General features: G+C 68.1%; 21 protein-coding genes. 14 read left to right on the top strand and 7 right to left on the bottom strand.

Going from position 1 to position 25,087, the window contains the following annotated elements:
• Window positions 1-158 precede the first annotated feature (158 nt).
• A complete protein-coding gene (locus IPU70_RS03350) occupies window positions 159-1,796 on the top strand; it encodes an ABC transporter ATP-binding protein (protein WP_207464949.1) in 1,638 nt (545 codons plus the stop codon).
• 11 nt (window positions 1,797-1,807) lie between these two features.
• Here the strand turns inward: IPU70_RS03350 and IPU70_RS03345 are convergent, their stop codons facing one another.
• Together IPU70_RS03345 and IPU70_RS03340 are read right to left on the bottom strand one after the other, a co-directional pair.
• Window positions 1,808-2,521, bottom strand: coding sequence for an MgtC/SapB family protein (locus IPU70_RS03345; protein ID WP_207464947.1), 714 nt, complete (start codon window positions 2,519-2,521; stop codon window positions 1,808-1,810).
• Window positions 2,522-2,709: 188 nt separating this feature from the next.
• On the bottom strand, window positions 2,710-3,108 hold the full coding sequence (locus IPU70_RS03340) for a hypothetical protein (protein WP_207464945.1): 399 nt from the start codon (window positions 3,106-3,108) through the stop codon (window positions 2,710-2,712).
• Between the two features lie 736 nt (window positions 3,109-3,844).
• Here IPU70_RS03340 and IPU70_RS03335 point away from each other — a divergent pair.
• From IPU70_RS03335 to IPU70_RS03280, 12 genes are all read left to right on the top strand, one after another.
• Window positions 3,845-5,422, top strand: coding sequence for a TerC family protein (locus IPU70_RS03335; protein WP_207464944.1), 1,578 nt, complete (start codon window positions 3,845-3,847; stop codon window positions 5,420-5,422).
• Between the two features lie 257 nt (window positions 5,423-5,679).
• Window positions 5,680-6,690 (top strand): transporter, encoded by a 1,011-nt coding sequence (locus tag IPU70_RS03330; RefSeq protein WP_242702302.1) that lies wholly within the window; start codon window positions 5,680-5,682, stop codon window positions 6,688-6,690.
• An 80-nt stretch (window positions 6,691-6,770) separates the two neighbouring features.
• Window positions 6,771-7,934, top strand: a complete 1,164-nt coding sequence (locus IPU70_RS03325) for a formylglycine-generating enzyme family protein (protein ID WP_207464943.1) — start codon at window positions 6,771-6,773, stop codon at window positions 7,932-7,934.
• Window positions 7,935-7,966: 32 nt separating this feature from the next.
• On the top strand, window positions 7,967-8,944 hold the full coding sequence (locus IPU70_RS03320; RefSeq protein WP_207464942.1) for a MoxR family ATPase: 978 nt from the start codon (window positions 7,967-7,969) through the stop codon (window positions 8,942-8,944).
• A 7-nt stretch (window positions 8,945-8,951) separates the two neighbouring features.
• The gene (locus tag IPU70_RS03315; RefSeq protein WP_207464941.1) at window positions 8,952-9,911 is read left to right on the top strand and encodes a DUF58 domain-containing protein; all 960 of its coding nucleotides are present in this window, start codon (window positions 8,952-8,954) and stop codon (window positions 9,909-9,911) included.
• Window positions 9,908-10,408 (top strand): DUF4381 domain-containing protein, encoded by a 501-nt coding sequence (locus IPU70_RS03310; RefSeq protein ID WP_207464940.1) that lies wholly within the window; start codon window positions 9,908-9,910, stop codon window positions 10,406-10,408. Before IPU70_RS03315 ends, IPU70_RS03310 begins: the two co-directional genes overlap by 4 nt.
• Window positions 10,395-11,417: a VWA domain-containing protein gene (locus IPU70_RS03305; RefSeq protein WP_207464939.1), complete on the top strand. Its 1,023-nt coding sequence runs from the start codon at window positions 10,395-10,397 to the stop codon at window positions 11,415-11,417. Before IPU70_RS03310 ends, IPU70_RS03305 begins: the two co-directional genes overlap by 14 nt.
• Window positions 11,402-12,997, top strand: coding sequence for a VWA domain-containing protein (locus tag IPU70_RS03300; protein WP_207464937.1), 1,596 nt, complete (start codon window positions 11,402-11,404; stop codon window positions 12,995-12,997). Before IPU70_RS03305 ends, IPU70_RS03300 begins: the two co-directional genes overlap by 16 nt.
• Window positions 12,994-14,418 carry a BatD family protein gene (locus IPU70_RS03295; RefSeq protein WP_207464935.1) on the top strand — a complete coding sequence of 475 codons (1,425 nt, stop codon included), beginning with the start codon at window positions 12,994-12,996 and terminating at the stop codon, window positions 14,416-14,418. The genes IPU70_RS03300 and IPU70_RS03295 overlap by 4 nt, the downstream gene beginning before the upstream one ends.
• Window positions 14,415-15,413 carry an HAD family phosphatase gene (locus IPU70_RS03290; RefSeq protein ID WP_207464933.1) on the top strand — a complete coding sequence of 333 codons (999 nt, stop codon included), beginning with the start codon at window positions 14,415-14,417 and terminating at the stop codon, window positions 15,411-15,413. The genes IPU70_RS03295 and IPU70_RS03290 overlap by 4 nt, the downstream gene beginning before the upstream one ends.
• Before the next feature lie 46 nt (window positions 15,414-15,459).
• Window positions 15,460-17,097 carry an arylsulfatase gene (locus IPU70_RS03285; RefSeq protein ID WP_207464931.1) on the top strand — a complete coding sequence of 546 codons (1,638 nt, stop codon included), beginning with the start codon at window positions 15,460-15,462 and terminating at the stop codon, window positions 17,095-17,097.
• A 75-nt stretch (window positions 17,098-17,172) separates the two neighbouring features.
• A complete protein-coding gene (locus IPU70_RS03280) occupies window positions 17,173-19,725 on the top strand; it encodes a fused MFS/spermidine synthase (protein ID WP_207465330.1) in 2,553 nt (850 codons plus the stop codon).
• Between the two features lie 3 nt (window positions 19,726-19,728).
• On the opposite strand, the gene IPU70_RS03275 is transcribed toward IPU70_RS03280, so the two are convergent.
• The 3 genes from IPU70_RS03275 to IPU70_RS03265 all read right to left on the bottom strand — a co-directional run bounded on the left by IPU70_RS03275 (window position 19,729) and on the right by IPU70_RS03265 (window position 21,445).
• The gene (locus IPU70_RS03275; protein ID WP_207464929.1) at window positions 19,729-20,160 is read right to left on the bottom strand and encodes a hypothetical protein; all 432 of its coding nucleotides are present in this window, start codon (window positions 20,158-20,160) and stop codon (window positions 19,729-19,731) included.
• Window positions 20,161-20,378: 218 nt separating this feature from the next.
• Window positions 20,379-21,017: an FMN-dependent NADH-azoreductase gene (locus tag IPU70_RS03270; RefSeq protein WP_207464926.1), complete on the bottom strand. Its 639-nt coding sequence runs from the start codon at window positions 21,015-21,017 to the stop codon at window positions 20,379-20,381.
• A complete protein-coding gene (locus IPU70_RS03265) occupies window positions 21,014-21,445 on the bottom strand; it encodes a GNAT family N-acetyltransferase (protein WP_242702301.1) in 432 nt (143 codons plus the stop codon). The genes IPU70_RS03270 and IPU70_RS03265 overlap by 4 nt, the downstream gene beginning before the upstream one ends.
• A 108-nt stretch (window positions 21,446-21,553) precedes the next feature.
• On the opposite strand from IPU70_RS03265, the gene IPU70_RS03260 reads away from it, so the two are divergent.
• Window positions 21,554-22,984 carry a PLP-dependent aminotransferase family protein gene (locus IPU70_RS03260; RefSeq protein WP_207464923.1) on the top strand — a complete coding sequence of 477 codons (1,431 nt, stop codon included), beginning with the start codon at window positions 21,554-21,556 and terminating at the stop codon, window positions 22,982-22,984.
• Here the strand turns inward: IPU70_RS03260 and IPU70_RS03255 are convergent.
• Both IPU70_RS03255 and IPU70_RS03250 read right to left on the bottom strand, forming a co-directional pair.
• A complete protein-coding gene (locus IPU70_RS03255; RefSeq protein WP_207464921.1) occupies window positions 22,981-23,460 on the bottom strand; it encodes a carboxymuconolactone decarboxylase family protein in 480 nt (159 codons plus the stop codon). The two genes, IPU70_RS03260 and IPU70_RS03255, sit on opposite strands and share 4 nt — an antisense overlap.
• Window positions 23,461-23,594: 134 nt before the next feature.
• Window positions 23,595-24,893: an ATP-binding protein gene (locus IPU70_RS03250; RefSeq protein WP_207464919.1), complete on the bottom strand. Its 1,299-nt coding sequence runs from the start codon at window positions 24,891-24,893 to the stop codon at window positions 23,595-23,597.
• Between the last annotated feature and the right edge of the window lie 194 nt (window positions 24,894-25,087).

Genomic DNA, 25,087 nt, shown 5'->3' with positions numbered 1-25,087 from the left:
AGCGCAGCGACAGCCGTGCGCCACAACAGCTGTGCGCCACAGAAGCCGTGCGCCACAGAAGCCGTGCGCCACAAACCGAATGAGCAAATGAGAAATGCGCAGTTCCCACGCGATCCGGGCAAGCCTACGATCCAGGGCTACTTCGTGGTGGACCACTCATGACCGAATTGCTGCGCATCCAGAATCTGACCGTGGACCTGCCGCCAGGCGCCGACCGTCCGCACGCGCTGAAAGACTTGTCGCTAAGCATCAGCGCGGGCGAGATCGTGTGCGTGGTGGGGGAAAGCGGCTCGGGCAAGTCGCTGACCGCCGGCGCGATCCTGGGGCTGCTGCCGCCGGACGTGCGCGCAAGCGGTGGCCAGGTGCTGTGGGAAGGGCAGGACCTGCTGCGGCTGGCGCCCGATGCGCTGCGCCGCCTGCGGGGCCAGCGCATCGGCATGATCTTCCAGGAACCGATGACGGCGCTCAATCCGTTGCGCACCATCGGCGACCAGATCGCGGAAGTCTTCCGCACCCATACCCGCCTGGGACGAACCGAGATCCGGCGCCGCACGCTGGAACTGCTGGACGCCGTGCGCTTGCCGGACCCGGCGCGGGCGCTGGACGCGTATCCGCACGAACTGTCCGGCGGCCAACGCCAGCGCGCCATGATCGCCATGGCCCTGGCACTGGAGCCAGCCCTGCTGATCGCGGACGAACCGACCACCGCGCTGGACGTGACCACGCAGGCGCAGATCCTGCACCTGATCCACGACCTGCAGCGCCGCAAGGGCACGGCCGTGCTGTTCATCACGCATGACTTCGGCGTGGTCGCCGAAATCGCCGACCGCGTAGCGGTCATGCAGCGCGGCGTACTGGTGGAAAGCGGCGCGGCGCAGCAGGTGCTGGAACACCCCCGGCACCCGTACACGCGCGCCCTGATCGCGGCGGTGCCGCCCTTGGCGCCGGCCGCGGCCCGGCCGGCGTTGCCGGCCGACGCGCCAGTCATCCTGCGCGCGCAGGGCGTGTCCAAGACCTATCGCAAGCGCGGGTGGTTCGGCCGTCCGGGCCGCGAGACGCGGGCGCTGGACGACGTAACGCTCAGCCTGAAGGAGGGCGGCACGCTGGGCATCGTGGGCGAAAGCGGGTCCGGCAAATCGACCTTGGCGCGCGCCTTGCTGGGACTGGCGCCGCCGGACGCGGGCGGTATAAGCCTGGCCGGCGAACCGCTGGCGCTCAAGGGGACCATCGCGCGGCGCGAGCATGCGCGGCGAGTGCAGATGGTGTTCCAGGATCCCTACGGTTCCTTGAATCCGCGCCAGCGCGTGGGCGAGATCGTGGCGCGCGGCCCCATCGTGCACGGCACGCCCAGGCGCGAAGCACTGGCGCGCGCGCAGGAGCTGTTTGAACTGGTGGGTTTGTCGCCCGACGCCCTGCGGCGCTATCCGCACGAGTTCTCGGGCGGCCAACGCCAGCGGATCGGGCTGGCGCGGGCGCTGGCGATGCGGCCGCAGGTGTTGATCGCGGACGAACCGGTATCGGCCCTGGACGTGTCGGTGCAGGCGCAGGTGCTGGATCTGCTGGCGCGGCTGCGCGAGCAATTGGGGCTGTCCATCCTCTTCATCACGCATGACCTGCGCGTGGCCGCGCAGGTCTGCGACGACATCGCGGTCATGCAGAACGGCAGAGTGGTCGAAGCGGGCGCCTGCGCCCAAGTGTTCAGCCAGCCCGCGCATCCGTACACCCAGGCCTTGCTGGCCGCCGTGCCGGGGCGGCGCTGGGATCCGGCCTCGGCGGCGTTGCGCCAGGCGGCCTGATCCGGGCTGCGCTACACCGTGCGGGCCGCCCAGAACGCCGTACGCACGGCGGGCGAGGCGGCGATGCTGGCCGTGACCCGGTCCAGGTCCAGTTCGTCCACCGACGCTTCGCTGAGCGCGGCCTCGATCTCGACCTCGTTCTCGCCGAACTGGTCGATCTTCAGTTCGGACAGGGGCAGCTGCTCGGTTTCGAGCACGTCTTCCAGCACCGTCATCGCCGCCTGCCGCTGCTCCACGTTTGCGATGACGTGTATCACGGTCGTGACTTCCGTGGTCTGCGCATCCACCGGCTGGCGATTGACGTAGCTGACCACCGGCCGCAGCAAGGTGTTCGCCGCCAGCACGAAAGCCGTGGCGGCAACCGCTTCCAGGATCAGCGATGCGCCCGCGCAGGCGCCGATGGCAGCCGAGCCCCATAGCGTGGCGGCGGTGTTCAGGCCGCGGATGCTGCCGCCTTCGCGCATGATGGCGCCGGCGCCCAGGAAGCCCACGCCCGAGACCACATAGGAAATCACGCGCGAGCCGCCGTCGGCGCCACCCACCCGGAACGCCAGGTCCACGAAGATGGCGGCGCCCACCGCCACCAGCACATTGGTGCGCAGGCCGGCGGTGCGTTGGCGGAATTGGCGCTCAAAGCCGACCACGGAACCCAGCACGAAGGCGGTAAACAGGCTGACCAGGGTATTGGCCAGGGTGATGAACTGGATGTTTTCGAAGTTCTTCATCTTCTTCTCGATGCTTCAGCATGTTGTGGAAGGAGCCGGTCGCTCAGGGCAGGCGCCAGACCGAGGCCAGGACCAGCAGCAGCCCCGCCAGCCAGATCAGCGCCAGCGCGACGACGCGCGCAATCATCAGGGTTTTGTACGGATCTTTCATGACAGCCTCCTGGCTGCGGCCCGCGGCCGCGCTTGGGTCAGGCAGGCAGCACGGCAATCGCCGCGCCGGACTCGCATTCCCAGTGCACCCGGCGCACGTCCGGGCTCTGGCCCAGCCGCAGCGCAACGGCGCTCAACAGATTGCGCAGGTGCGGCGGGCAATGCAGCGTGACGATGGTCGACGCCAGTTGATCCGATTCGCTGCGCGAAATGCGCACCGCCAGCACGCGCAAGTCCAGGTCGCGCAGTTCGTAATAGAGCTGCTTGCGCAGCGCGTTGAGCGTGTCGCCCAGGCTGACTATGGTGAATTGGTAGATGGCGGCGGGCTTGGGCGGGGCCGCCACAGCGTGTGCGGTACGGGCCGCGCCTAAGCCGGCCGCGCCTAAGCCGGCCGCGCCGCTCCGATCCAGGAAAGGCAGGAATTGCTTGATACGCATGATCGTCTCCTTAGCGGGGAGTACGGTGGAAGGTCCACATGCATGCGCCGCCTGGCCGGCCGCAGGCGCGCGCAACAGGGCGCAACGCATCGCGTGTCGGCAAGCAGTAGGGAGAGGGCTGGCGGCCCGTAGAAGGGGGGCCGGAGAGCCGGGTCCTGGCTTCAGGCAGGACCGGCGCGGACTATGGCCGCGGATCCTGCGTCAAGCGGCGCTTGCAGTCGTGTGTCGACTACATCCGTCGTTGTCCACATTGATCTCGGGTGAGTTGAAAGTGCCCGCAGTATATCGCCGCCCTAGGGTAAACACCAGTAAAAATCCGGCAAAGTTGCGGCCCCGCGCCATCCAGGAACCGGACTCGCCAGAATGCGCCGGAAACTAGATTCAGGTAGTATTCAGTTTCCTGTAAGAACGAGAGCAAGGCGGGCGCTCCATCCGTTTGCTGCCCCGGCAGCCAGAGCCGTCCGCCATTTATGACTGAAGACCCACCTTCTAGCAGGGCGCCGCAAGCAAGCCGGCGCCCGATGCCCCATCTTCCTGCCACGGCCAGGGCAAGCAGCCCGCACGCCGATTCCATCCTCGCCGCCGCGGCCACGCCGCGCCTGGGTTGCCGCGCTCCGCCGGCAGCCTCCAGGCGCATTCGCGCCCGCACTGAGCCTCTAGCCCGCGTCCGCGGCGCATTTCCCTTGATCCTGTCCGGCGCCACTTGGCGCGCGGTCCCGATTTGCATGGAATCTCGATGATTTTCGATTGGATGTCCGACCCCACCGCCTGGCTAGGCCTGGCGACCCTGGTCGTGCTTGAAATTGTGCTGGGTATCGACAACCTGGTGTTCATCGCCATCCTGGCGGACAAGCTGCCGCCCGCGCAGCGCAACCGCGCGCGTCTGATCGGCCTGACGCTGGCGATGGTCATGCGCCTGGGCCTGCTGGCGAGTATCGCGTGGGTGGTCACGCTGACCGAACCCATGTTCACGCTGCTGGGCGCGGAGATCTCAGGGCGCGACCTGATCCTGATCCTGGGCGGCCTGTTCCTGCTGTTCAAGGGCACCATGGAACTGCATGAGCGCGTGGAGGGCAGCGCCAGCCACGACCAGGGCCAGAAGCCGCAGCATGCGGTGTTCTGGCAGGTGATCCTGCAGATCGTTGTGCTGGACGCGGTGTTCTCGCTGGACTCGGTGATTACCGCCGTGGGCATGGTGCAAGACCTGAGCATCATGATGATCGCGGTGGTGGTGGCCATGGCCGTGATGATGCTGGCCAGCCGCCCGCTGATGGCCTTCGTCGGCCGCCACCCCACCGTGGTGATCCTGTGCCTGGGCCTCTTGCTGATGATCGGCTTCAGCCTGGTGGCCGAAGGCCTGGGCTTCCACGTGCCCAAGGGCTATCTGTACGCCGCCATCGGCTTCTCGATCCTGATCGAGCTGTGCAACCAGCTGGCGCGCCGCAACCGCGCCAAGGGCACGCACGCCCTGGGCCGCCGCCAACGCACCGCGCAGGCCGTGTTGCGCCTGCTGCGCGCCGGCCGCGCCGGACAGGCGGGCGCGCAGGCTGACGAGGTAGCCGCGCTGGTCGACGGCGCGGAAGGCGAACCCGCCTTTGCGCCGGAGGAAAGCACCATGATCGAGCGCGTGCTCTCCATCGGCGGGCGGGACGTGCGCTCCATCATGGTGGCGCGCGGCGACATGGTCTGGCTGGACGTGGCCGATACCCCCGACGCCATCGTGCGCAAGTTCGCCAGCGGCCACTCGCGTCTGCCGCTGTGCGCCGGCGATCCGGCCAATGTGCTGGGCGTGCTGCACTTCAAGGATCTGCTGCCACTGCTGCAGAATCCTGGCCCGATCGATCTGGTGGAACTGGCGCGCCAACCGCGCTATGTCATGGAAACCACGCCGGTGCTCAAGGTGCTGGACGAGCTGCGCGCCTCGCGCGACCACATGCTGATCGTGGTCGACGAGCATGGCGTGTGCGAAGGTCTGATCACGCCCATGGATGTGCTGACCGCCGTCGCGGGCGATCTGCCCGAGCATCAGGAAGACCAGCCCGAAGCCTTGCAACTGGCCGATGGATCCTGGCTGCTGGAAGGCCGGCTGGCGGTGGCGGAAGCCGCGCGCCTGCTGGACGCGCCGGCGTTGGCCGATGAGTATCCGGACGCGACCTTGGCGGGCTGCCTGCTGCGCGCGGGCGGACGGATTCCCGAGACGGGAGACGCGATCGCGTGGCGCGACTGGCGCTTCGAGATCACCCGGCGCGATGGGCTGCGCATCGATCAGGTGCACGCCAGCCCGCTGCGGCAGGAGGCTGAGCAGGCGGGCTGACGCACGCCGCCGGTGATCGCTGTCCCTGGGGATGCCGTGAGGCATCCCTTTTTCAATTGGCCGCCCGATGATGGCGCCATAGCTTTCGCATAGCTGAAAGGCATTGCGCGCCTCGGAAACCCGGCTTGGTGAAAGTAAAACTCTGTGCGAATATTGCGAAGGATTTCTCGAATTTTGATTTCGGCGCTCATTGCTGAAATCAGCGTTTCCGTACGGCGTGTCTTTGCACTTTGTTATCTCCAACCGGGGTACATCGCATGGGCAGTACGAGTTCGGCATTCCAGAGAATCAGCGCAGCAGTAGCCGCGGCCAGCAGCGTGCTGTTGGCGCGCGCAGTCGTGGTCTGCGCCGCACTGTCCTTGCCCACGGCGGCCTGGGCCACCGAAGGCGCGCTGGGACGTCAGATCACCGGCACCAACGTGCAGCCCAACGCAGGCATCGTGTCGCCCGAACCGATCTGGGCCGTCAACCTGTCGCAGATCTACCTGGACGGAAACATAGGCGGCAGCCGGGAAGTGCCTGTAGCAGGGCGCACCTCGCTGGGCCTGGATGCGAAAGTCGCGTTCACGCTGGCCACCGTCCTGAAGACCTGGGACACCGGGCCGGGGCGCTGGAACTTCGCCTCCAGTTTCACCTTGCCCTATGTCTGGACCAAGGTGAACTCCACCGTGACGGGCTCCGGAGGACGGAGCGCCGGCCAAAGCGATACCGCGTCGAACCTGTTCGACCTGTATTTCTCGCCCATCATCGCGGGCTACCACTTTTCCGAAACCTCGCACATGGCGCTCAGCCTGAACATCTGGGCGCCCACCGGCAAGTACAACGCCGACGACATGGCCAACCCCAGCCTGAACAACTGGACCTTCATTCCGCAGGTGGCCTATACCAAGATATTTCCGGAATCCGGGTTCCAGTTCGATACCGTGGCGGGCATTCAGTTCTACACGCGCAACAACGCCACTGACTACCGCAACGCACCGCTGTTCAGCATGGACCTGATGGGCCGCAAGGTGTTCAGCAACGGCGTCAGCGCGGGCCTGATCCTGGGCACCATCCAGCAGCTGGGCAACGATTCCGGGCCGACCGCGGACCGGCTCAGCGGTTTCAAGGGACACGATTGGGCGCTGGGTCCCATCGTGACCTATGACAGGAAGCTGGCAGACAAGCGTTCCCTGTCCCTGAGCCTGCGCTGGGTACCCACGATCAGCAGCACGAACCGTCTGGACAGCAACGACACGGTCATGGCGACCGCGACGCTGGTGTTCTGAACGTCAGCACGATTTCAAGGGGCGGTCAGCCCCGGGCGCGGCCCCGCCGCCCCTGAACCGCTAGCTTTCGGGTGATTGAAATGGCAAAGCAAACACAAGGAAAAACGCGCTACGCCGCAGCACTGCTGCTGGCCGGCGTGGTGTTGGGCGCGGGCGCGAGCACCGCCTATGTGGTCATGGGCAAGGACGGCCCGCCCACGGCCGTCAAGGTGGTGCTGGGCGACGGCAAGAGCGGCCCGGCCGGCATGGCCTGGGTGCCGGGGCGCGAGTTCCTGATGGGCAGCAGCCACAAGCTGGCGCAGCCCAACGAGATGCCGGCGCACAAGGTATCGGTCAGCGGATTCTGGATGGACGTGAACGATGTGACCAACGCGCAGTTCCGCCGCTTCGTCGACGCCACCGGCTACGTCACGACCGCCGAACAGAAGCCCAAATGGGAGGACCTGAAGGTCCAACTGCCGCCCGGCACGCCGCGTCCCGACGACCGCCTGCTGGTGCCCGGCGCCATGGTGTTCGTCGGCACCGAGAGCGAAGTGTCCTTGCGCGACTATTCGCGCTGGTGGCGCTATGTTCCGGGCGCCAATTGGCGTCATCCGCAAGGACCGGGCAGTTCCATCGCCGGCAAGGACGACCATCCTGTCGTGCAGGTGTCGTATCAGGACGCGGCAGCCTATGCCAAATGGGCCGGCAAGCGCCTGCCCACGGAATCGGAATGGGAGATGGCCGCGCGCGGCGGGCTGGAGCAGGCCACCTATGCCTGGGGCGAGGAACTGCTGCCGCAAGGCAAGCCCATGGCCAATATCTGGGACACGCAGCAACCGCAGCCGTTCCCGGTGGTGAAGGATGAGAAGGTGCAGGTCGGCACCATGCCGGTGGGCAGCTTCTCGCCCAACGGCTATGGCCTGTACGACATGGCGGGCAATGTGTGGCAATGGACCGCCGACTGGTATCGTGCCGACGCCTTCAAGATCCAGGCGCAATACCGCCAGCCGCCCGCCAACCCCGCGGGGCCGGCCGACAGCTACGACCCGGACGACGGCATCGTCCCGCCGGGCGCGCCCAAGCGCGTGACGCGCGGCGGCTCATTCCTGTGCAGCGACACCTATTGCATCAGCTACCGCACCAGCGCCCGGCGCGGCACGGACCCGATGAACGGCATGTCGCACCTGGGATTCCGCACCGTCATGACGCCTGAACAATGGAAACTGGCCCAGACCGCCAGGAACGGCGTCGCCAGCCGCTAGCGCGAAATGCCATCCGTCACTCAGGAGAGGGAATGACCACGAGTAACCGCGACAGCATCCTGGAACTGGAGCGCGCCATCGCGCGCTCGGTGCTGGGCCAGGGCGCCGTCATACGTGAAGTCTTGCTGGGCCTGTTGGCCGACGGCCATCTGCTGCTGGAAAGCCTGCCCGGGCTCGCCAAGACGCGCACCGTCAAGACCCTGGCGCAGCATCTGGCCGCTGCCATGAGCCGCATCCAGTTCACGCCCGACCTGCTGCCTTCGGACATTACCGGCGCCGAGGTGCTGCAGCAGGATGCGCAAGGCCATAGCCGCATCCAGTTCCAGCAGGGGCCGCTGTTCGGCAATCTGATCCTCGCCGACGAGATCAACCGCGCGCCGGCCAAGGTGCAGGCCGCGCTGCTGGAGGCCATGGAAGAGCGGCAGATCACCGTGGCGGGCACCACCCACCGCATGCCGCGCCTCTTCATGGTGCTGGCCACCCAGAATCCGATAGAGCAGGAGGGCACCTATCCCTTGCCCGAGGCGCAGATGGACCGCTTCATCATGAAGATCGTGCTGGACTATCCCGACCCCGACAGCGAAAGGCAGATGCTGGCCATGCTGCGCGGCGAGTCGCGCCAGGACGCGGGTGCCGATTCCGCGCCGCTGACGCAGGAAGCCTTGTTCGCCTGCCGCGCCGAAATCGATCGGGTGCACGTGTCCGAGGCGCTGGACCAGTACCTGGTGGACCTGGTCAATGCCACGCGCCATCCCGCCGGGCAGGACGCCGATCTCGCGCGCTGGATCCAGGTCGGCGCCAGCCCGCGCGGCGCGATCGCGCTGGACAAGGTGGCGCGCGCCCACGCCTGGTTGTCGGGACAGGATTACGCCTCGCCCGATGACGTGCGCAGCGTGGCCAGGCCGGTGCTGCGGCATCGTTTGCATCTGTCCTATGACGCGGTGGCCGACGGCGTGTCGGCGGACCAGGTGATAGACAGACTGCTGGATGCGGTCGCGGTGCCAGCCTGAGTCCGCCATGTCCTCGGCCGCTCCTTCCCCAGAGGTCCAGGTCCGCATCACGGACCTGATGGCGCTGGAACCCGCCGCGCGCGGCCTGGGGTTCTTCAGCCGCCAGCCTGTGCGCAGCATACTGGCGGGCCAGCATGGTTCGCGCCTGCGCGGGCGCGGCCTGGACTTCGAGGAACTGCGGCGCTATCTGCCGGGAGACGACCTGCGCCAACTGGATTGGCGCGCCTCGCAGCGCCTGGGCAAGCCTTATGTGCGCACTTACAGCGAGGAGCGCGACCGCCCGGTGCTGGTGGTGGTGGACCAGCGCATGGGCATGTATTTCGGCTCGGTGCGCAGCTTCAAGTCGGTGGTGGCTGCGCGCGTGGCGGCGCTGTCAGCCTGGATGGCCTATCTGGCGGGCGATCGCGTGGGCGGCCTGGTGTTCAGCGACGCGGGCATCGACAGCGTGCGCCCGCTGCGCAGCCGCGAACGCATCCAGTCCCTGTTCGCCGCCATCGCGCGGCGCAGCCAGTCCATGGGCGCCGATCAGCCCGATGTCGACGCGTCTGGCCGGCTGAACGAAGCCCTGCAAGGCGCGCTGGCTCATGCGCCGCACGATTGCCTGGTGTGCGTGGTCAGCGACTTCGCTGGCGCCGACGATACGAGCTTGCGCCTGTTGCGCAGCTTGGCCGCACACAACGACGTGGTGGCCACGCTGGTGTATGACCCGCTGGCGCTGCGCCTGCCTTTGCGCGGCCGGCTGGTGGTGACGCAAGGCGAACTGCAGGTCGAGGTGGCGGCGGATCGCAAGCAGGTGCGCGAGCCATTGTCGGACTTTTTTTCGGGACGCCTGCACGACGTGGCCGGGCTGCTGCGCCGCAGCCGCGTGCCGCTGCTGTCGATCGACACGGCGGACGACACCGTGGCGCAGTTGCGCCGCGAACTGGGTCGGCAGACGAGCCGTCCGCAAACCAGGGGCAGGGCATGAACGCCGACGCCGCGCCGTCCATCGAACAGCTGCGGCAGCTTCCGCTGCCCGCGCCGGTCAGCTATTGGCCGCAGACCTGGGGCTGGCTGGTCCTGTTGGCCGCGGTGCTGGCGCTGGCCGGATGGGCGGCGTGGCGGATCGCGCGCCGACGCCGGCGCAATCGCTACCGCCGCACCGGCCTGCGCATGCTGGAGGCGCTGCGGCGGCAAACGCAGTCCGACCCGCTGGCCGCGCGCGCGTTGCCGGAACTGCTCAAGCGCGTCGGATTGTCCTCGGTGGCAGAAGCCGACAGGGCCAGGGTGGGTGCCTTGCAGGGCGCGGAGTGGGTGGCTTTCATGGACGACGGCATGGCCGTGTTTCCTCCCGACGCCAGCGTCTTGCTGAGAGCGTTGGCTTATGCGCCGCCTGAAACCTTGCGGGCTATCGATCCCGCGCGCGTGCGGAATTTGTTCCTCGCCAGCCGGCAATGGATGGAGCGTCACCATGTGGCGGCTTGAGTATCCCTGGCTGCTGGCGCTGCTGCCGCTGGGCTGGCTGGCGTACCGCTATCTGCCGCCATACGTGCAGCGCCGCAGCGCGGTGCGCATTCCGTTCTTCGAATCGGTGGCGCGCAGCACCGGCCAGACGCCGCAGCGCCCCGGCGTGCGCGGCGACCGCTGGCAACTGGCGTTGAGCGCGCTGGTGTGGCTGCTGCTGATCCTTGCCCTGGCGCGGCCCGAGCGGGTCGAGCCGCCGCTGGAACACCGCCAGCCGGTGCGCGACCTGCTGCTGGCCATCGACATCTCGCAATCCATGGAGACCGAGGACTTCGTGGCGCCGGACGGCCGCCGCGAGGACCGCCTGAGCGGCGTGAAGGCGGTGGTGGCCGATTTCATCGACCGCCGCAAAGACGACCGGCTCGGCCTGATCGTGTTTGGCACCGCGGCCTATCCGCAGGCGCCGCTGACCCAGGACCACGCCACGCTCAAGCTGCTGCTGGAGCAGGTCAGCACGCGCATGGCCGGACCCAACACCGCCATCGGCGATGCCATCGGGGTGGCGATCAAGCAGTTCGAGCACGCCGGCGAACATGACCAGGTACTGATCCTGCTGACGGATGGCAACGACACCGGCAGCGCCGTGCCGCCTGACCGCGCGGCGGCCATGGCAGCCGCGCGCCATATCGTGGTGCACACCGTCGGCATCGGCGATCCGCAAGCGGAAGGCGAGGAAAAGGTCGATTTCGATGCCTTGCGCGCAATCGCCGCCAAGACTGGGGGCCGTTTCTTTCCGGCGCAGGACCAGGCATCGCTGCGGCAGGTCTACGCCGAGCTGGACCGCATCACGCCGCACGAGGTCCGCGAGCTGCGCCATCAGCCCAAGCAGGATTTCTTCTGGGTGCCGCTGGGCCTGGCGCTGTTGCTGCTGGCGGGCTGGCATCTCGCGGCCGCGTTGCTCGGCTGGCGCCGCGGCGCCAGGCCGCAAGGCGGTGCAAGCGTGGAGGAGGGCGAATGGAAGTCGATCTGAGCGCCTTCCATTTCCTGCGTCCCTGGTGGCTGCTGGCGATTCCGGCGGCGGCCTTGCTGCTATGGCGGCGGCGGGACGAGGACGGCCAGCTCGGATGGCGCAGCAATATCTCGCCAGCGCTGCTGCCGTACCTGACCGTACGCACGCAAGGCAGCCGCGGACTGCGCCCCGCGCAGTTGCTGGCCGCCTTGCTGGCGCTGGGCGGCATCGCTGCGGCGGGCCCGACGTGGCAACAAGACCGCCCGGCCTTCCTGGATAATCTCGCGCCCCTGATCGCGGCGGTGGACCTGTCGCCGTCGATGGACGCGGCCGATCTGCCGCCCAGCCGGCTGGAGGCCGCCAAGCGCAAGCTGCGCGATCTGCTGAAACGGCGCGCCGGCGCCAAGACGGGCCTGATCGCCTACGCCGGCTCCGCGCACCTGGTGCTGCCGCCCACCGACGATCCGGCGCTACCCGACATGTTCGTGCAGGCCCTGTCCACCGGACTTATCGCCGCGCCGGGCAAGGACGCGGCCGGCGCCATCGCCCTGGCCGCGAGTCTGCTGCAGTCCGGCGAGGCCGGCGGCACCTTGCTGCTGGTCACGGACGGCGCAGACACCGGACAGCTGGCCGAGGTCGAGCGCCTGGCGCGCGCCAATTCCTTCCAGATACTGGTGTGGGCGGTGGGTACCCGCGATGGCGGCGTGGTGCGCGACGTCCGCGGCCAGCCTCGCATCGATGCACAGGGCAGGCCGGTGCTGGGGCGTTTCGACGAGGGCGCCCTGAAACAGCTGGCGCAGGCGGCCCGCGCGCCGCTGGGCAGCCTGACCCTGAACGATGATGATCTGGACTGGGTGACGCTGCACGCCGAACGCCACTACCAAGAGGTCCAGGACGCCGACAAGCCGCTGCATTGGAAGGACGCGGGTTATTGGCTGTGCTGGCCGCTGGCGCTGTTGGCGCTGCTGGCGCTGCGGCGCGGCTGGAACATCAACTGGACGGCCTGCCTGCTGCTGGCCTTCACTGCCGCGCTGCACACGCCGCGAGCGGACGCCGGCGCGCTGGCCGACGCCTTCTTCACGCCCGATCAGCAAGGCCGCTGGGCCTATGAGCACAAACGCTATGCCGAAGCCGCGGCCTTGTACGCAGATCCTTACTGGAAGGGCCGCGCCGCCTACGACGCGGGCGAGTACCAGGCGGCGCTGGCGGCGTTCGCGAAACTGGATACGCCCGAAGGCTACTTCTATCTGGGCAATACCCAAGTCCGGCTGCGCAGCTACGATGCGGCGCTCGCGGCGTATGACCAGGCGCTGCGCCTGCGGCCGGACTTCAGCGCAGCGCGCGACAACCGCGAACTGGTCGCCAGGCTGATCGCCGCTGCGGAAAGTGAGCAACAGGACGACGACTCGGAGAAGCCCGACGAAACCCGCGTGGACAGCAACAAGAGCGCAGGCAAGATGATGCGGACCACGGTGCCCGAGGCCGCGTCCGACGAGGTCTGGCTGCGCAACCTGAGCCTGTCGCCTGCCGGCTTCCTGAAGCAGAAGTTCGCCATCGAAGACGCGCGCAAGGCCGCGCCGGCGCAGGGGAAGCAGCCATGATCCGCTGCCATGCCGCGCTGTTGCGCCACCTGGGCCTGCTGCTACTGTCGTTGCAGCTGGGACTGTACGCCGGCATGGCGCGCGCCCAGTCCGCGGATGAGGGGCCGCAACTGCGCGCCGAAGCCCGCATGGCGGCATCCGGCGACCTGATGGCGGGCGGCACGTCCATCCTGCAGGTCGACGTGCTGACTTCGACCTGGTTCACCCAGCCGCCGCAGATGCCGGCCCTGGATATTCCGGGCGCGCTGGTCTCGGGACCGTCGGGACAGGCCACCATCATCCGGACCTCGATCGGCGGCGTCGCCTACAGTGGACTGCGCTTTTCGTATCTGATCAGTCCGCAAGCGGCCGGCAGCCTGCAAGTGCCGGCCATCCATGTCAGCGCGCAGGTGGGACAGGCATCCGCCCCGCTGGCCGCGCAGACGCGCCCGCTGGAGGTACGCGCCGCGGGGCCGCCGGGCGGCATCGCCGGGCGCGCCCTGGCGGCGAGCGCGGTCCAGGCGACCCAACAGATCCGCTATTCGGCCGAGCCTCCCGCCGTGGGCGACCACGTCAGCCGCGTCATCACCATAGAGGCGCAGGGCGCGCAGGCGATGCTGATTCCGCCGCCGGCCATGGCGGCCGTACCGGGCCTCAAGCTGTACCCGTCGGAACCCGAGTTGACACAGCTTTCCGACAACCGCGGCGGCTTCCTGGGCGGACGACGGGTGGATCGCCTGGATTATGTGATCGAACGTGGCGGCGCTTTCGAGCTGCCCGCGATGGAGATCCGTTGGTGGAACATCGCGGCCAATAAGGAAGAGCGCGTGGCGCTGCCGGCGCAACGCTTCGAGGCGCAGGCCGGCGCCGCCTACCAGACGCCATTCTCGGTCGAACAGGACCTGCGGGACATGGGCCGGCAGGTGCAGGTGCGTATCCCGGGAGGGTGGCTGGCGCTGGCCGCCGGGGCGGCGCTCGCGGCGCTGGCCTGGTGGCTGGGCGCGCCCTGGCTGCGGCGGGCAATTGCCCGGCTGCGCGCCGGCTTGCGGGCGCGGCGCGCACAGTGGCGCGCGTCCGAGCCCTATGCAGCGATGACGCTGCGCCGCCTGCTGGCGCAACCGCGGCCGCGCCTGGACGCGCTTTACGTCTGGCTGCGGCGCGCTGCTGGGGCAGCCACGGTTGCACAGGCGACGGCTGGCCTGGAATCTGCGCTGCGGCAGACCGGGACCGACGCGCTGCGAGCCATCTATGGCCGCGATCCTGACGCGACGCTGGGCTGGCGCGGCTTGCGCGGGATGTTTCCACGGTGGCGCCGCGCCTTGGGCGCCCGGGCAAGGCCGACCGAAGCGCATGGTCTGCTGCCTCTGAATCCCCGTCCAGCCGAATCCTCACGCGGACGCGCAGGCATCGCGTCCGGCGAACCCCCAGGAGATCTCCCATGACGACGCCTTTGCTGCTCCGGCGCTGGTTCGCGCTGCTGATCCTGTTGTTGCTGGCTGGCGTGGCGCGCGCGCAGACGCCGCTGCCTTCCTGGAACGAGGGCCCCTCGCGCCAGGCCATACTCAGCTTTGTGCAAGCAGTCACGGCCGAGGGCACCCCGGACTACGTGGCGCCAGCCGACCGCATTGCCGTGTTCGACAACGATGGCACGCTATGGAGCGAGCAGCCCATGTACTTCCAGCTGATCTTCGCGCTGGATCAGGTCAAGGTCATGGCGCCCGAGCATCCTGAATGGGCCACGGAGCAGCCCTTCAAGGCCGCGATCGAGGGCGACCGCCAGGCGCTGGCCGCATCGGGCACGGAAGGACTGCTGAAGATCGTCGGCGCCACGCACACCAATATGACGACGCAGGCCTTTGGCGCCGAGGTCAGGCAATGGATCAAGACCGCCCGCCATCCGCGCTTCAAGCAGCCGTACACCAGCATGATCTACGCGCCGATGCTGGAGCTGCTGGACTACCTGCGCGGCAACGGCTTCAAGACCTACATCGTGTCCGGCGGCGAAGTGGAGTTCATGCGGGCGTGGGCGCAGGACGTCTACGGCATTCCACCCGAACAGGTGATAGGCACCACCTTCGTCACCGAGTTCCAGATGCAGGACGGCAAGCCCGTGCTGATGCGCACGCCCAAGCTCGACTTCAACGACGACGGTCCGGGCAAGCCGGTGGCCATCAACAAGTTCATCGGCCGCCAGCCCATCTTCGCCTTCGGCAATTCGGACGGCGATCTGCAGATGCTGCAGTGGACGGCGGCCGGCAGCGGCAAGCGCTTCGCCGGGCTGGTGCATCACACCGACGCCAGGCGAGAGTGGGCTTACGACCGCGAATCCAAGATCGGCCGGCTCGACAAGGCGCTGGATGAAGCGGAGCAACAGGGTTGGGTAATCGTGGACATGGCAAAGGAGTGGAGAAGGGTATACGCATTTGAAACACAGTGATTCGTTTACGTGACTGGGAACCGCCCGCAAGGGTCAGGAGAAAGCGATGAACGCAAGAAAACTGTTGAGCGCGGCGCTCTTCGCCGCAGCCGGGCTCACGGCCCTGGGCAGCGCGCAGGCGCAGACCCAGACGCCGCCGGCCAATCAAGGCCAGGCGGCGGCATCGGACAAGAAGCCGAACATCCTGGTGATCTTCGGCGACGACATCGGGCAGGCGAACATCAGCGCCTACACGCACGGGGTCGTGGGCTACACCACGCCCAACATCGACCGGATCGCAAAGGAGGGCGCCCTGTTCACGGACTATTACGCCGAGAACAGCTGCACGGCGGGCCGTTCGTCCTTCATCACCGGACAGTCGCCGCTGCGCACCGGGCTGTCCAAGGTCGGCATGCCTGGCGCCACCGTCGGGCTGCAGAAGGGTGACATCACCATCGCCGAAGCCTTGAAGGCGCAGGGCTACACCACGGCGCAATTTGGCAAGAACCACCTGGGCGACCGTGACGAGTACCTGCCGACACGCCACGGCTTCGACGAGTTCTTCGGCAATCTCTATCACCTGAACGCCGAGGAGGAGCCCGAGCGCCCGTACTGGCCCAAGGACCCCAACGATCCCTATGTCAAGAACTTCTCGCCGCGCGGCGTGATCAAGGCCACGGCCGACGGCAAGGTGCAAGACACCGGGGCGCTCACCACCAAACGCATGGAAACCATCGACGACGAAACGGTGGGCGCGGCGATCGACTACATCGACAAGCACGGCAAGTCCGACAAGCCGTTCTTCGTGTGGATGAACACCACGCGCATGCACATCTACACGCACATCCGGCCGGAGCACAAGGGCAAGAGCGGCATGCCGGGCAACGACTACGCCGACGGCATGTGGGAGCATGACCAGGACGTGGGCAAGCTGCTGAAGAAGCTGGACGACATGGGCATCGCCGACAACACCATCGTCGTCTACACCACCGACAACGGCCCCAACGCCTTCACGTGGCCGGACGCCGCCACCACGCCGTTCCGCAGCGAGAAGGACTCCAACTGGGAGGGTGCGTTCCGCGTGCCGGCCATGGTCCGCTGGCCGGGCAAGATTCCCGCGGGGGAAATCAAGCGCGGCATCGTGTCCGGCATGGACTGGTTCCCGACCCTGTTGGCCGCCACCGGCGACGCCAACGTCAAGGAACGGCTGCTGGACGGCTGGGCGCCACAGGCGGGCGGCACCAAGTTCAAGGTGCACCTGGACGGCTACAACCAGTTGGCCTACCTGACTGGCAAGCAGGACAAGAGCGCGCGCGACGACTTCTATTACTTCAATGACGACGGCCTGCTGGTCGGCGCGCGTTGGGGCGACTGGAAGGCGGTGTTCTGCGAGCAGCGGGCGCCGGGCAACCTAAACATCTGGCAGAACCCCTTCGTCTGCCTGCGTCTGCCCAAGATCTACAACCTGCGCATGGATCCCTACGAACGCGCCGACATCACGTCGGACCAGTACAACGACTGGCTGGCCAAGAACGCCTATCTGACGGCGATCGCGACCATGAAGGCTTCCGCGTTCCTGGAGACTTTCCTCAAGTATCCGCCCAGCCAACGGCCCGCCAGCTTCAGCGTGGACCAGGTGCAGGAAAGGGTGAACAAGGCCATGGAGGAACACTTCGAAGAGGTCGATAAGCAGAAGTCGAAGTAGCCGGTTCCGGCGCGAGCCGGAGCAGGACCGGGCGGCGCCTGTCGCGCCGCCCGGCAACGCAGCAGGAGCAGCATGATGGGCATGGGGGCAAGCGAGGCGGCGATGCAGGAACCTGGCGTGAAAAACCTGGCCGTGGGCCGGCGGCCATTGACGGCGACTCGGCCGGCCGCGCTGCTGTTCCTGTCCGGAACGGCGGCCCTGGTGTTCCAGGTGCTGTGGATCAAGCAGTTGTCGCTGGTGGTGGGCGTGGAGGTCAGCGCCATCGCCGGCGCGGTCAGCGCGTTTTTCCTGGGGCTGGCGCTGGGCGGCTGGCTGTTGGGCCGCCGGGCTGACCGCTTGCGGCGGCCGGTACGCTTCTACGCCATGCTGGAAGCGGCCGTGGCGCTGTCCTGCGTCGCGGTGACATGGCTGCTGGCGCGCAGCGCCGCCGCCTTCGTCGCGATCGAGAGCCATAGCAGCGTGGCGGCCTGGCTGGCGATAGGACTGCTGCTGGCCATGCCCGCGTTCCTGATGGGCGGCACCTTGCCGGTGCTGCTGCGCGCGGTCAGCCGGCAGGGCGCGGACGTCAGCCGCCGTGGCGGGACTATGTACGCCGCCAATACCTGCGGCGCCATCCTGGGCGCCTTGCTGCCCGCTTTCTGGTTGATTCCACGCTTCGGCGTGCAGGGCGCGGCCCTGGCCGCAGCCTCGTTGAACCTGCTGGCGGCAGCCGGGGCCTGGGCGCTGGACCGCAAGGCAGGCGACAGCGCGGCACCCGCCGCCAGCGCTCAAGCCGCCGCCGCGCCCTTGTCCGGCGAAGCCCGCCTGGCCGTGGCGCTGTACGCGGTGGCCGGCGCCGTCGCGCTGGGCTATGAAGTGATCTGGTCGCAGATGATCGTGCCCTTCATGAGCACGCGCGCTTTCGCTTTCGCCATCGTGCTGGCCACCTATCTGGCCGGCCTGGCCCTCGGCGCGGCGCTGTATTCGCGCTGGGCGCACCGCGTGCGCAATCCCTGGCCGGTGTTCGGCTTTCTGATCGCGGGCGCGGGCCTGATCGCGGTGCTGGAGGTAGCCTTGCTGGGCAAATGGCTGATCGTGGCCCAGACCCAGGCGGAAGCGGCAGTCTACCAATGGACCGGCAGTGGCTTCGTCGGCATGTGCGCGCGCTTCGCGGTGGCGGCGGCTAGCCTGGTGCTGGCGCCCACGCTGCTGCTGGGCGCGGCCTTTCCCGCCGTGCTGCGCATCGCGGTGGGCGATCAGCGCGTGGGGAAGGAGGCCGGCGCCGTGCTGGCCTGCAACACACTGGGGGGCATCGCCGGCACCTTGCTGACGGGATTCCTGCTGCTGCCCGCCTTGGGGTTGGTGCGGACCTTGAGCGTGCTGGCGGCCATCGCCGCCGCGGTCGGCGCCGTGGCGGCCTGGCGCGGACGCTCCGACGGCCGCGCCGCCACCGGCTGGGCGACTGGCATCGCGGGCCTCGCCACGCTGGCCGTGGTCGCCATGCTGCCGGTGGATCAGTTCGCGCGGCTGCTGCCCGGCGCCAGCGGCGCGGGCCTGGTGTTCTATGAAGAAAGCCACGGCGGCACGGTCGCCGTGGTCGAACGCGCCGGCAACGGCAACCGCTTCCACCGGCTCTACATCCAGGGCGTGTCGAATTCCGGCGATGCCATGCCATCGTTGCGCTATATGCGGTTGCAGGCGCTGCTGCCGCTCATCGTCCACAACGCCGAGCCCAAATCCGCGCTGGTGGTGGGCTACGGCACCGGCATCACGGCGGGAGCGCTGTCGCAGTATCGCGGGCTGGAAAAGCGCGCGGTGGCCGAGCTGCTGCCGGCCGTGCTGCGCGCCGCGCCGCATTTCCAGGGTACGTTCCAGGCCGCCACGGACCCCGGCCTGGACAAGCGCCTGCGCGACGGGCGCCGCGAACTGCAGGCCAGCGCCGAACGCTGGGACCTGATCACGCTGGAGCCGCCGCCGCCATCCGCCGCGGGCGTGGTCAATCTGTATTCTCGCGATTTCTACCAGCTTGCCGCGAACCGGCTGGCACCCCAGGGCATCGTGGCGCAATGGCTGCCACTGCCCACGCAGAACGAGGACGACACCCGCGCGCTGGTCGCCAGCTTCATCGAGGTGTTTCCGCATGCCCAACTGTGGACCAGCGAGCTGCATGAAATGCTGCTGCTGGGATCGATGCAGCCGCTGGCGCTGGACGCGGCCCGCATCGAGGCGCGTTACAACCAGCCGGACATCGCCGCCGCCTTGAAAGCGGTGGGCGTGCCGTCGGCCGCCGCCTTGCTGTCCACCTGGGTGACCGACCGCGACGGATTGGCGCGCTTTGCCGGCGGCACGCAGGCCGTGACCGACGATCGCCCCGGCATCGAGTACGCGACCTGGGTCCGTCCGCGCGAGGTGGCGCGAGTCCTGCCCGCGCTGCTGGCCTTGCGCAGCGAGCCGCCGCTGGTCGGCGCCTCCGAGGCGCTGCGTGCCGACATGCGGCTGGAGCGGGCGCGGCTGGACACGTTCTATCGGGCCTCGCTGGCGGCCTACGTGGGCGATCGCGAAACCTGGGGCAGGGAAATGAACAAGCTGGCGCGCGACGACGGCGACAACGCCTATTACCGCTGGTTCATGCCAAGCGCCAGGCAATAGGGCTCAGCTGCATATGCGCCGCCACGGCGCGACCCCATGGGGCGAGCAATAGCCCGCGCAGGGCGTCGCCATCGACATGCCGCTCTGGCAGCGCAGATCCGGCGCCCGTTCGCCATAGGGCACCATGCCTTGGCAATCGCACTGCGCCAGCCCCGCGCCGGACGGCAGCTTCTTCACCAGATCGGCCTCGGCGGTGCGTTCCGCCTTGGCCGCTGGTGGCGCCGGCGTCTCGTCATCCGCGTCGGCGCGCTCGATCACGCCCCGGATCTTGGCGGACGGCATGTTGCAAGCCTTGGCGATCGCGTTCACCGTGCGGCCGTCGTTGGCCATCGCCAGTATCTTCTTGTCGGCGCAGGCCGCCTCGGCGCGCGGCGCGGCCAAGGCAGACAGCGCGAGGGCCGCGGCCAGCAGGATGCCGGGTCTGGTCAATGTCATTGCACGCCTCCTGCACCCATGCCCGAATGAGGAAATACGGCGTAGTCTGCTCAGGCTAGAGGGTTTCGCAAAGAGCGTAGTGCCGGCTGTTTGGGGGTGTCAACGCAGTCCGATTGCCTAGTGCTTCTTGCCGACGCCGGGCTTGCGCCGGCGCTATCCCTAAGCATGAGTCGGCTTGGTGCGCGCGCCATGATGCGGCGGCACCAGCCTTGGCGGACTCAAGCAGCGGCAAGCTCCGGCTGCGGACCTGCCGCGAACGGATACGCGGCGATCTCCGACTGCGCTTGGGCGCGCGCCTCGTGCAGCGCATCCGCGCCGCGCGCCGTGCCTTGCACCGAAAAGAACGTCACGTTCTTCAGGCCTATCGTGCCCAGCACGTGCCGGAGATACGGCGTGAGGAAGTCCGGCTGACTATTCGCGCCGCCGCCGAACTCGCCGCCGGACGAGATCGCCACGTACACCGGGCGGTCCTGCAGGCTGCCTTCCTTGCCGCGCGCCGTGATCTGGAAGGTGCTGCGCACCCGCACCACGTGGTCGATCCAGGTCTTGAGGGATGCCGGCACGGTGAAGTTGTGCATGGGCGTGGCGATGACGATATGGGTGGCGGCCTGCAAGGACTGGATCAGTCCGGACGAGCGGCCCAGCGCGCCGCGGTGCTGGCGGCCGTCGGCGGGATCCTCCCGCGCGCTCAGCGCGGCCGCGTAGTCGGTGTCGACCAGAGGCAGGGCGGTCGCGTCCATGTCGACCACGGCCGCGGCCGGCGCGGCGGCAAGCAACTGATCGACGATGGCTTGCGACAGGCGATAGCTTTCGGAGGCGCGGCCGCGCGGGCTGCAGATGATGCGCAGGATGTTCATGAGGCGGGAGTATCCAGGGATTTGCTGAATCGGATGGCGCTGGTCAGCAGACCGGCGCGGAAATAGAAACGCTGGGCCAGGGCGTTGCCCAGGCCAGTGTCGAGCACCAGACGGGCGCAGCCGCTGTCGCGCGCGAGAGCGTCCAGCGCTTGCAGCAGCCGGGCGCCCCAGCGCTCGCCGCGGCGGCCTTGCGCCACGACCAGGTCGTCGACGTACAGGAAGCGGCCGTAGATCAGGTTTTCCTGCAGGCGGTAGCCGGCCAGCGCGACGGGCTGGCCCTCGGCCATGGCGGCCAGCAGACGATAGCCGTCCGCGCGCATGCGGCTCACGCGCTCGACGAAATCGGCGTCTTCCTTCAGGTGGGGCCTGAGCTCGCGCATGAGCGGCAGGCATGCCCGCAGATCCTGCGGGCTTTCGAGGTGTTGCATGGCGGCTTTTGTCATGGATGCACTAGCGGTATCAGAGTTCATGAGCAGCTATGTTATGTGCCGCATGCCATAATAAGAAGGGCCATAAATTGAATTTTTTACTATGCCATGATCAATCCTCAGCCCCCGCACCTGCCAGCGCTATCAGGCGACGCCGAGCCCCTGTACCGCCAGGTCTATGAGCGCTTTCGCGGCGCCATCGCCCAAGGCACGCTCAAACCGGGCGACCGCATTGCGTCGGCGCGGGCGCTGGCCAAGGAGCTGGGCGTGGCGCGCGGCACGGTAGAGGTGGCGTATTCGCTGCTGGCATCGGAAGGCTATATCCAGGCGCGCGGCCAGGCCGGCACGGTGGTGGCGCCCGATCTGCAGCCGCAGCATGCGCCGCCGCCCGCCGCGGCCGTCCCGCCGGAGGCTCCCGGAGACGGTCCGGGCTGGCGCGAGCCATCGGGCCTGCGGCCGTTCCAGCTGGGCTTGCCGGCGCTGGACGAGTTTCCGCGCAAGCTCTGGGCCAGGCTGGGCGCCAGGCAGTTGCGAGGCCTGCAGGCCGGGGATCTGGCCTATCCGCCCAGCGGCGGCCTGCCGGCCCTGCGCAGCGCGACGGCCGCCTATCTGCAAGTGGCGCGCGGCATTCATTGCCAGCCTTCGCAGGTGTTCATCACCTCGGGCTACAACAGTACGATGGCGCTGATCCTGCAGACACTGTTCGAGCCCGGCAACCAGGTCTGGATGGAAGATCCGGGCTATCCGCCGACGCGCGCGCTGCTGGAGCAGGCCCGGCTGGAACCGGCGCCCGTGCCGGTGGATCAGGATGGGATCATGGTCGGCGCCGGCATCAAGCGGGCGGGACAGGCGCGCGGCGCCGTGGTGACGCCGGCCCATCAAAGCCCCTTGAGCATGTCGCTGTCATTGCCGCGGCGCCAGGCGCTGCTGGACTGGGCCGAACGTCGCGGGGCCTGGATCGTGGAAGACGATTACGACGGCGAGTACCGTTACGTCGGCCGGCCGCTGCCGGCGCTCAAGAGCCTGGATACGCAGGGGCGGGTGCTGTATGCCGGCACCTTCAGCAAAGTGCTGTTTCCCGGCTTGCGGCTGGCCTATCTGGTGGTGCCAGAGCCGTTGGCCGGACGCTTTTCGCAGTCGGCGCGGCTGCAGGCAGGCGCGGCGCCGGGCCTGACGCAGGCCATCCTGAGCGCCTTCATGGCCGAGGGGCATTTCGGCCGCCACATCCAGCGCATGCGCAAGCTGTACGCGGAACGTCGGGCCGCGACCGTGGCGGGCCTGAACGCGGCGCTGGGGCAGCGTCTGCGGATAGAACCCCAGCCAGGCGGCATGCATCTGGTGGCGCGCCTGGACGACGGCCAGAGCGACGTGGCGCTGGCCGGACGGATGGAGGAGCAGGGCATGTACGCGGGCGCGCTGTCGCGCTGGTGCGCCGCGCCGCAGCGGCAATCAGCGCTGCTGCTCAGCTTCACCAACATCGCCACGCAGGCGCAGGCCCATGAACTGGGCCTGCGTATCCTGAAGCTGATGCAGTCCTAGTTCAGGCCGGCCTTGTCCAGGCCGTAAGCCGCATCGGCCGAGCCCGGCACGGTGCGGAAGGCCACGTTCAGCCGGTTCCAGCCGTTGATGCCGACCACCAGCAGCGTCAGGTCGGAGATTTCCTGCTCGGACAACTGCGCGCGCGCTTCTTCATAGACGGCGTCCGGCACGCCTTGCGCGGACAGGGTGGTGACGGCTTCGGTCCAGGCCAGCGCGGCGCGCTCGCGCGGCGAGAACAGCGTGGATTCGCGCCAGATGGCGACGTGGTGCAGGCGCAGCTCGCGTTCGCCGGCGATCCTGGCCTGCTTGATGTGCATGTCCAGGCAGAAGCCGCAGCCATTGATCTGCGAAGCGCGGATATCCACCAGTTCGCCGACCTCCCGGACGATGGGGGTCTTTTTCAGCGACATGCTGAATTCCAGGTACTTCCTGGATTGTTCTTCGGATACCTGGAAGTAATTCAAACGCTGCGTCATGTTGCTGCCTTTTCGATGCGTGTAGCCGAGCGGAATCTCGTGCCGACAGGATGACCCAGCTTGGCCCAGGCTGGTAGTGCCATAAATGGAGTTTTCATCTGGGCCATGAGTGCGGCCGCGCGCAGAGGCAACGCTCAGGCCGGCCAGCGCAGCACGAAGCGGGCGCCGCCCAGGGGGCTGTCGTGTATCTCGATGCCGCCGCCGTGGCTGGCGGCCACCCGCCAGACAATGGCCAGGCCCAGGCCGGCGCCGCCAGTGCCGCGGTCGCGGCTGTCATCCAGCCTGATGAAGGGTTCGAACACTCGCGCGCGGTCGGCCGGCGCAATGCCGCTGCCGTCATCGTCGACGATGAGCTCAAAGCCGCCGGACGGGCATTGCCTGAGCTTCACCTCCACATGCCGGCTGGCGTAGCGCACCGCATTCTGCACCAGGTTCAGCAAGGCCCGGCTCATGTAGCGCGGATGCAGCCGCACGCGCGGCGGGTAGTCGCGGTGCACGTGGCATTGGATGGCGCGCGCCTCGGCCTGGTGCGCCACTTGAGCCAGGGCTTCGCCCAGCCAATCGCAGGTGTCCACGGTCTCCAGCCTGACGGTCTCGTCGGTGGGACGCTCGAGCCGCGCATAGACCAGCAGTTCGGCCACCAGCGTTTCCAGTTCGCAGATATCGGCCTGCATGTCGCGCAGTATCTGGTCCCGCTTGGGCAGATGCTGGTCCTGGCCCAGCAGGGCCACTTCGAAGGACAGCCGGGCCAGCGGCGTGCGCAATTCATGCGAGACGGCGTTGGTCAGGCTGCGCTGGTTCTCGACCAGGGCCGAAATGCGCTCGGCCATCTGGTTGAAGCTTTCGCCCACGTGCCGCATGCCGGCCAGCCGCGACAGCCGCACCCGCGCTCCCAGTTCGCCCTGGCCCATGCGCTGCGTGGCGTTACGCAGCCGGTCCAGGTCGCGCCACAAGGGCAGGGCCCACAGCAGCAGCAGGATCCCGCCCACGATCAGGCTGAGCGCCGCCCAGGCGGCTATCGTGATCCATCGTTCAACGGCCCGCGGCGGGCGCGGCAGGCCCACCTCCAGCCACTGGCTGGGTTCGCCGGGCAGGGGGGCGACGTAGATGTTGTAGTCGTCGCGCATGATGAAGCCGACGGTGGCAAGCTGCTGCCGCTCCGCCGCGGTGGGATTGGCTTCGGCGTCCGTGAGCAGGTTCAGGTCCAGGCCGTAGTGCGGCTGTATTTCGTTGCGCAAGTACTCCAGCCGCGCGTCGGGCGCGAGCCCGTCCAGTTCCTTCCGCAACGCATGCATCTGCCCCCGGACCGACTGGTACGACAGGTCCGCGCTCAGCGGGTCCAGCAGATACTCGAGGCTGCGCTGCACCAGCTGCGATCCCGCGATGTAACCGATAGCGGCGACCACGAAGATGCGAATCGCGAACTTGAGCATTGGGGATCTGAACCGGAAATGGCGACCTGGGATGCTATAGGGCCGCGCCCGGGGCAGTCCGCCGATATTTGTACGGTATTTGTAAAGTTGTTTGAAGCGCGGCCGGGCGGCGAGGTAAACCGGCCATATGGCCCGGCCCGTTCAGGCGGTTGAATCCGCCACGCCGCCCGGCTATAAGCATGGGGCGGGGGCCG

The sequence above is a fragment of the Achromobacter sp. SD115 genome (assembly GCF_017355315.1).
Taxonomy (GTDB): domain Bacteria; phylum Pseudomonadota; class Gammaproteobacteria; order Burkholderiales; family Burkholderiaceae_B; genus Achromobacter; species Achromobacter xylosoxidans_B.
Note: the sequence above shows the minus strand (reverse complement) of the source record. Positions and strands in the feature narration are given on the sequence as shown.

Excerpts from the sequence above, each read along its gene's own strand:
- IPU70_RS03340 (WP_207464945.1), bottom strand. The coding sequence starts at position 3,108 with ATGCGTATCAAGCAATTCCTGCCTTTCCTGGATCGGAGCGGCGCGGCC.
- IPU70_RS03320 (WP_207464942.1), top strand. The coding sequence starts at position 7,967 with ATGACCACGAGTAACCGCGACAGCATCCTGGAACTGGAGCGCGCCATC.
- IPU70_RS03300 (WP_207464937.1), top strand. The coding sequence starts at position 11,402 with ATGGAAGTCGATCTGAGCGCCTTCCATTTCCTGCGTCCCTGGTGGCTG.
- IPU70_RS03260 (WP_207464923.1), top strand. The coding sequence starts at position 21,554 with ATGATCAATCCTCAGCCCCCGCACCTGCCAGCGCTATCAGGCGACGCC.
- IPU70_RS03305 (WP_207464939.1), top strand. The coding sequence starts at position 10,395 with ATGTGGCGGCTTGAGTATCCCTGGCTGCTGGCGCTGCTGCCGCTGGGC.
- IPU70_RS03315 (WP_207464941.1), top strand. The coding sequence starts at position 8,952 with ATGTCCTCGGCCGCTCCTTCCCCAGAGGTCCAGGTCCGCATCACGGAC.
- IPU70_RS03335 (WP_207464944.1), top strand. The coding sequence starts at position 3,845 with ATGATTTTCGATTGGATGTCCGACCCCACCGCCTGGCTAGGCCTGGCG.
- IPU70_RS03285 (WP_207464931.1), top strand. The coding sequence starts at position 15,460 with ATGAACGCAAGAAAACTGTTGAGCGCGGCGCTCTTCGCCGCAGCCGGG.
- IPU70_RS03350 (WP_207464949.1), top strand. The coding sequence starts at position 159 with ATGACCGAATTGCTGCGCATCCAGAATCTGACCGTGGACCTGCCGCCA.
- IPU70_RS03310 (WP_207464940.1), top strand. The coding sequence starts at position 9,908 with ATGAACGCCGACGCCGCGCCGTCCATCGAACAGCTGCGGCAGCTTCCG.
- IPU70_RS03325 (WP_207464943.1), top strand. The coding sequence starts at position 6,771 with ATGGCAAAGCAAACACAAGGAAAAACGCGCTACGCCGCAGCACTGCTG.
- IPU70_RS03280 (WP_207465330.1), top strand. The coding sequence starts at position 17,173 with ATGGGCATGGGGGCAAGCGAGGCGGCGATGCAGGAACCTGGCGTGAAA.
- IPU70_RS03290 (WP_207464933.1), top strand. The coding sequence starts at position 14,415 with ATGACGACGCCTTTGCTGCTCCGGCGCTGGTTCGCGCTGCTGATCCTG.
- IPU70_RS03255 (WP_207464921.1), bottom strand. The coding sequence starts at position 23,460 with ATGACGCAGCGTTTGAATTACTTCCAGGTATCCGAAGAACAATCCAGG.
- IPU70_RS03250 (WP_207464919.1), bottom strand. The coding sequence starts at position 24,893 with ATGCTCAAGTTCGCGATTCGCATCTTCGTGGTCGCCGCTATCGGTTAC.
- IPU70_RS03270 (WP_207464926.1), bottom strand. The coding sequence starts at position 21,017 with ATGAACATCCTGCGCATCATCTGCAGCCCGCGCGGCCGCGCCTCCGAA.
- IPU70_RS03345 (WP_207464947.1), bottom strand. The coding sequence starts at position 2,521 with ATGAAGAACTTCGAAAACATCCAGTTCATCACCCTGGCCAATACCCTG.
- IPU70_RS03295 (WP_207464935.1), top strand. The coding sequence starts at position 12,994 with ATGATCCGCTGCCATGCCGCGCTGTTGCGCCACCTGGGCCTGCTGCTA.
- IPU70_RS03275 (WP_207464929.1), bottom strand. The coding sequence starts at position 20,160 with ATGACATTGACCAGACCCGGCATCCTGCTGGCCGCGGCCCTCGCGCTG.
- IPU70_RS03330 (WP_242702302.1), top strand. The coding sequence starts at position 5,680 with ATGGGCAGTACGAGTTCGGCATTCCAGAGAATCAGCGCAGCAGTAGCC.
- IPU70_RS03265 (WP_242702301.1), bottom strand. The coding sequence starts at position 21,445 with ATGCAACACCTCGAAAGCCCGCAGGATCTGCGGGCATGCCTGCCGCTC.